The sequence below is a fragment of the Sphingomonas bacterium genome, assembly GCF_903643065.1.
In the GTDB taxonomy this organism is placed as follows: domain Bacteria; phylum Pseudomonadota; class Alphaproteobacteria; order Sphingomonadales; family Sphingomonadaceae; genus Sphingomonas.
This window is the reverse complement of sequence record NZ_CAHJWX010000172.1, coordinates 1-5,448: the sequence shown is the minus strand read 5'-3', so window position 1 is coordinate 5,448 and position 5,448 is coordinate 1. Positions and strand designations below refer to the sequence as shown.

The window sequence follows — 5,448 nt, the reverse complement described above, 5'->3', positions numbered from 1 at the left end:
GCTGGACCGCTGCCGCAACCGCGGGGGCCGGCGCCCGGTCCTGTCGTGTCGCCAGCGCGACCAGCGCGTCGCGGTCGGCGGTCTGGCCCTGCCGCGCCCAGAGATGGATCAGCGCCAGGATCGCAATCGCCGGGCGGTTGTAGCGCAGCGTGTCGTGCGAGCCGCCGCCGCGATCGGATTTCTCCTCAAGCGCGATGGCGATCACTTGCCGGACCCAGGGCTCGTTCGCCGCGAGCAGCGCTTCGTCGCCGTCGCGCGCGACCAGCAGCGCCGTCGTGATCAACCGCGTCGAGCGTGACTGGAGCACGTCGGTATCGCTGCCATTGGGCACGCCGCCCTCGGCATAGGCGACCGCGTCGCGCGCGGTATCGGCAGTCGCGTAGTCGCCGCCCTCGGCGGCCATCGAAATGCGCGCTTCCATGCCGCTTGCCTGGACCGACACGTCGCGCTTGGCTTCGAGCGCCGCGAAATGCGCGGCCTCGTCCGGCGGCGAGCGATATTCGAGATTGCCGTCGTCCCGCTCGAACCAGTTCGCCCGGGTAAGGAGGTTGAGCGCGTTCCGTCCGGCCAGCTCCGGGTCGCTCAACGTCGCGTGCGCGCCAAAAGGCTCAAGCGTCTCGACCGCGGCCGCGAGCGCTGTCCGCAACCCGTTGCCGACCGGCTCATCGGCAAGGAAATTCGGCAGGGTGTCGACCAGCGAATAGCCGCGCGAGGGGCGTGCTCGAAGATCGGCCATGCGCACCGGACCCTTCGGCTCTTCCTTCAGCCCAAACGTGTCGAGCCCCGACCCCATCTGATCATGGATCTGCCGGGTGCGATCGTCGGCGAGCAGCTGCGGGCTGGCGAGGAACGGCGCGAGCGGCACGCGCGCGATCGTTCCATGCGATAGGAGAACATCGATCGCGATTAGCAGATAGGCTGCGGCGCTCCCCTCAGGTCCGAGAATGTCGGCCAACACCGCCTCGACCGGATCGCCGTCATCGAGCCGCTTCTGGCTCCACGCCTCCAGCGCCAAAAGCCCGGAGGCGGCCGCATATTCATTGCCGCGGCCCCGCGACCAGCCATAGCTCCAGGCCCAGGGGAAGAAGCGCGGCCCCTCGCCAAAGTCGACTGCGATACCATCGTCGCCGGGCTCGCGCCCGTCGGTGCGAAACGCGATCGCCTCCTCGACCAGTGCCCGGATCAGCGCCAGTCCTTCAGCCGGCGCGGCGTTCAGGAGGTCGAGAAACGGTGGTTGCGCGGGCGACGGCGGCAGATAGTCGCTGTCGGCAAAGCTGAAAGCGCGCTCCATCGCCCGGTCCCGCCCGCGCCGATTGTCCTTCTTCTCGATCAGGCTCGCCTTGACCATCGCCGCGAGCTCGGCCGGCGCGACCGGCGCGATCACGCTAGAGAATTGGCGCAGATCCTTCATCTTGTGATGGTCGCCGTCGCTCGTGACCGCAGTGAGATAGGCCTTGAGTGCGTCCGGCGCGAACGACCCGAGCAGCATCGCCATGAGCCGGAGCTTGTCGATCGTCTGCCGCCGCGCATCGCTCGCCCCGCGCGCGCGACCGTCCATGCCCGGGATGGTAACCGGCGTGTCGCGCAGATCGAGCTGGCACAGCCAGTCGAACAGCAGCCGGGCGGTTCGCTCGGCGAGCGAGGGAAGCATCTTGAGGAAGAAGGTCTGGACCTCGACCAGCTTAACCACCGGGCCGATCGCGGACATTGGCATCTCGGCGGCGTGGCCGAGCGCCCAGCGCAGCACCAGGACCGACGATCCCGTTACATCGGTTCGGTACGAGCGCGGCAGGTCGACCTTCGATCCGTCGGACAGAGTTATGATGTCGGCCGCCGCTTGCGTCTCGACCGCCACGATCGTCGTGGAGAGTTCGGCGAGGAGCGCCCCGCCCTCGCCGAGGAGCGACGTGCTCGCCTTATCGAGCACGTCCATTGCGACTTCGGATCGGACCAGCGCGAGGATCGCCTGGCGACGCCACGACCCGTGGGCGCTGGGCGGCGAGAGATGCGCGAGCAGATCGAGCCAGAGGCTCGCATCCTTGCCCGTCTCGAGCACTAGCCGCGCGGCGATCTCCACGCCGCGGGCGACGCGCGGCGACACGGGCCTGCTCAGGTCGACGCCGGCGAGGCGGGACGGGTCTTCGGCGAGATAGTTCCCGATCGCCCAGTCGCGCAGCACGTCGTGATAGAAATCGAGCCGGTCGCGCCGGACCTCGCGGAGCGACTGCGCAGCCAGCAGATGATCGCGGGCCGGCGAATCCTCGGCGAGGTCGATCTCGGCCTCGCCCTTGAGCGCGGCGGTCGCCAGCGCCTCGACGATACGCTGTGCCGCCCGCACGTCGGCCGCGGGCGCGCCATCGGCACCGGTCCACCACAGCTGCGCGAGCTCGGCTTCGGTCCGCACCGATGCCGCGCCCGGTTCGCGGAGCAGGCGCGACAGACGGTAGAGGTTGCGCGCAAGCTGGGCTGCGGGATGACTGGCGTCGAGCAGCATGCGCAGTTCTGGCGCCTGGTCGATCAGGATCGCGACTTCCTCGTCCGACAGCGCCCCAACCTCGACCGCGTGCAGCCCGCCCAGCGCGGTCGCGATTTCGGCGTCGAGCCAGGGAATGCCGTCGCTCGCGCCAGCCCGCCGCGCGGTCGCGATCACCGTGAAGCCGGGGATGGCGCAAGCTGCCCGCAGCAATTCGCTGATCGTGCGCTGCCGTCCCGCATCGTCGATCATGTCGATGCCGTCGATGAAGAGATACGCCCCGCCGCTCGCCGCCAGATCGGTCAGGAAGGCGTCGGCCGACCCTGCGATGCCGAGTGCGTTTGCCAGATACAGCCAGCCGCCCGGCGGCGTTGCCTCACGGTCGAGCACGACGATAGGTGCGCGCGCAGCGACGCGCTCGGCATAGTGGCGCAACACCCAGGATTTGCCGACACCGGTATCGCCGCGCACGACGATGAAGCGCTGCGTCTCGGCCGCCTCGTCGAGCGTCGCCACCGCCGCCAGCCGCGGCAGCGTCACGCTGGCGACGCTCGTCCCGATCTGCGCGAGCGTGTTTTGCGCGAGCTCGGCAAGCCGCGCGCGGGCCGGACCGTACTCGCGTTCACCGGCAAGCTTAAAATCGGCCTCGGCGAGATTGGCCTTGAGCGCGGCTGCATCGATCTCGCCACCTCGCGTGCCCGTCTGGATCGAGAGATCGACCAGCCGGCTCCACAGCGCCTCGGCGCGTGCGACCTGCTCGTCGGCCAGCGCCATCCGCGCAAGCGCCAGACCATAGGTCCGCGCGATCGGCGCACTTGCCTCGAAGTCGAATTCGAGGATCAGCATCCGGCGGAGCCGCCGCCAGATCGCCTCATCCTCATCGGCGACACCGCCCGCGACCAGATGCGCGCGCGTCGTCGCGACGAACACGCGCATGTCGTCGTTCGCCACGCCCTTGGCGCCCAGCCGGGTGAAGAACTCGTACGCTGTTTCGGCGCTGCGCGCCCAGCCCAGCACATCCTGATAGGCCCCCGAAATCTTGCGGCTGGTCCGCTGCGTGGCGATCCCGAACAGATGGCGCTCCGCCGGCACGACGCAGATCGTGCTGCTGGCAATCTGATGGGCGACGTCCTTGTAGACCGCGTCCTTTGGCGAAAACTGGATGTCGCGCTTCGACTGGATTTCGAGCAGCGCAGCCCCTCTGGCGCCGATGCCGTTAATGATGAAGTCGTCGAGCTTGAAACCTTGCTCGACGCCCTGGAAACGCACGCTCGTGACGCGCGCATTGGGCAGCCCCGGCCCCCTATTGCCGGTCAGGAGCGCGAGCAGATAGAGCGCGCCGAGCTCGCCCTCGATATAGGCGCCGGCCGCACCGCGCGATGCCGGGCTCGAGCCAGACTCGGTGTCGATACTGGTCCCCTCTTCTGCCACCCTCCAGATGTGCGAAAGATCGCTCGCGCGTTCAAGCGAAACGCGCGATAGCGAGGATCGCGGTTCAGCAATCATGTTCGCGCTAGCGGGCCCTTGGTCCTGGCCATTCTGGCGGAAGCCGGATCGACCACAGCTAGAGAAATGGTAGCAGCGTTCGCTACACGGCGAGAATAAACTTCATCTTAGAACACTCCGGCGGCAGCTTTAGGATCAGAGATCAGCCTATTGAACGGCAACTCTTGAGGCGCGTAGCTGCCATTGCGAGCTTCATGAACAAACGTCCACTTACGCCATCTGCCTGCCCGAAAGCGGACCGGCAGCTCTCCACCACTTCACGACATATTGCGGCGCACGGCGGGCATGTCTCGCTCCAGACCAGATATTTGTTCGGAAAGTTACCAATCCGGTGATGTTTGTCAGCACATTGTATGCTATCCTGAATTTCCCGAAGTTCAGCTCATGATCATGATTGTCATTACCCTTCTTTTTAGCTTGGTTATCTGTGGTCTCGCGCTAAAGGAAAATGCACGATTTCAGTGTGAAGATCGACTGCCAATGCAATGGTGGTTCACCGGGGAAGTTACTTGGTACGCCCCGCGTCCCATAGCCCTTGCGCTGGTCCCGGCATTGGCCATTTCCATATTCGTCAGCATGATTATTCTGTCCCTCAATGGGCGGACCCGGCCCGGTCAGGCAGGCCTGATTCTTCCGGCGCTCATCGGGATCGGGATCACGGTTCTTGTCATCCAGCTTCTGCACTTCTGGCTGATCGAAAAGACCCTCCACCGGAACAGCCGCTAACCACCACACCGACGCCGCATGGCGGTCGCCGAGCTTCGGACGGGTTCGGCGGCCAAGGCTCCGCCGCCCGCCAGGCCGGCCCGCCGCGAGTCAGCACTAACGCGGAAAACGCGAAGGACGTTTTCAGCGTTAGCTTCGCCGCATTACCGCTTGCTGAACTGGAAGCTTTTCCGCGCCTTCGCCTTGCCGTACTTCTTCCGCTCGACGACGCGGGGGTCGCGCGTCAGGAAGCCGGCGTGCTTGACGACCGGGCGGAGCGCCGGCTCGAAGCGGGTCAGCGCCTGGCTGATGCCGTGCTTGACCGCGCCGGCCTGGCCCGACAGGCCGCCGCCCTTGACGGTTGCGATCACGTCGTACTGGTCGCGGCGCTCGGCGACGTCGAACGGCTGGTTGATGACGAGCCGCAGCGTCGGCCGCGCGAAATACTCGGTCTGATCGCGACCGTTGACGACGATCTTGCCCGACCCCGGCCTGATCCACACCCGCGCGATCGCGTTCTTGCGCTTGCCGGTGGCATAGGCGCGGCCCTGCGCGTCGATCTGCTGCTCGCGCAGCGGCGCGGCCGAAACGCCGTCGTGCTCGCGGGTGACGCCCGCCTCGGTCTGGAGCGCACCGAGGTCGGCGAGCGACTGGCGGTTGTCGTCGATCATGCCTCACCTGCGTGGCTGGTGGTGGTGTCGGTCGGGGCGGCGGCGTCGGCGTGCTTCGAGCCGACGCGACCGATGGTGTTCTTCGGGTTCATC

3 protein-coding genes are annotated in these 5,448 nt (G+C 66.9%); 1 reads left to right on the top strand and 2 read right to left on the bottom strand.

The genetic code is table 11. The features are described 5' to 3' along the window. The coding region (locus HUU95_RS07440; protein WP_174279537.1) for a hypothetical protein at positions 1-3,904 on the bottom strand (3,904 nt) is incomplete at its 3' end. Positions 3,905-4,363: 459 nt separating this feature from the next. On the opposite strand from HUU95_RS07440, the gene HUU95_RS07435 reads away from it, so the two are divergent. After that, complete coding sequence (locus tag HUU95_RS07435) at positions 4,364-4,705, top strand: hypothetical protein (RefSeq protein ID WP_174279536.1); 342 nt, start codon at positions 4,364-4,366, stop codon at positions 4,703-4,705. 143 nt (positions 4,706-4,848) lie between these two features. Here HUU95_RS07435 and rpsI read toward each other — a convergent pair whose 3' ends face one another. After that, positions 4,849-5,355, bottom strand: coding sequence for a 30S ribosomal protein S9 (rpsI, locus tag HUU95_RS07430; protein ID WP_174279535.1), 507 nt, complete (start codon positions 5,353-5,355; stop codon positions 4,849-4,851). Between the last annotated feature and the right edge of the window lie 93 nt (positions 5,356-5,448).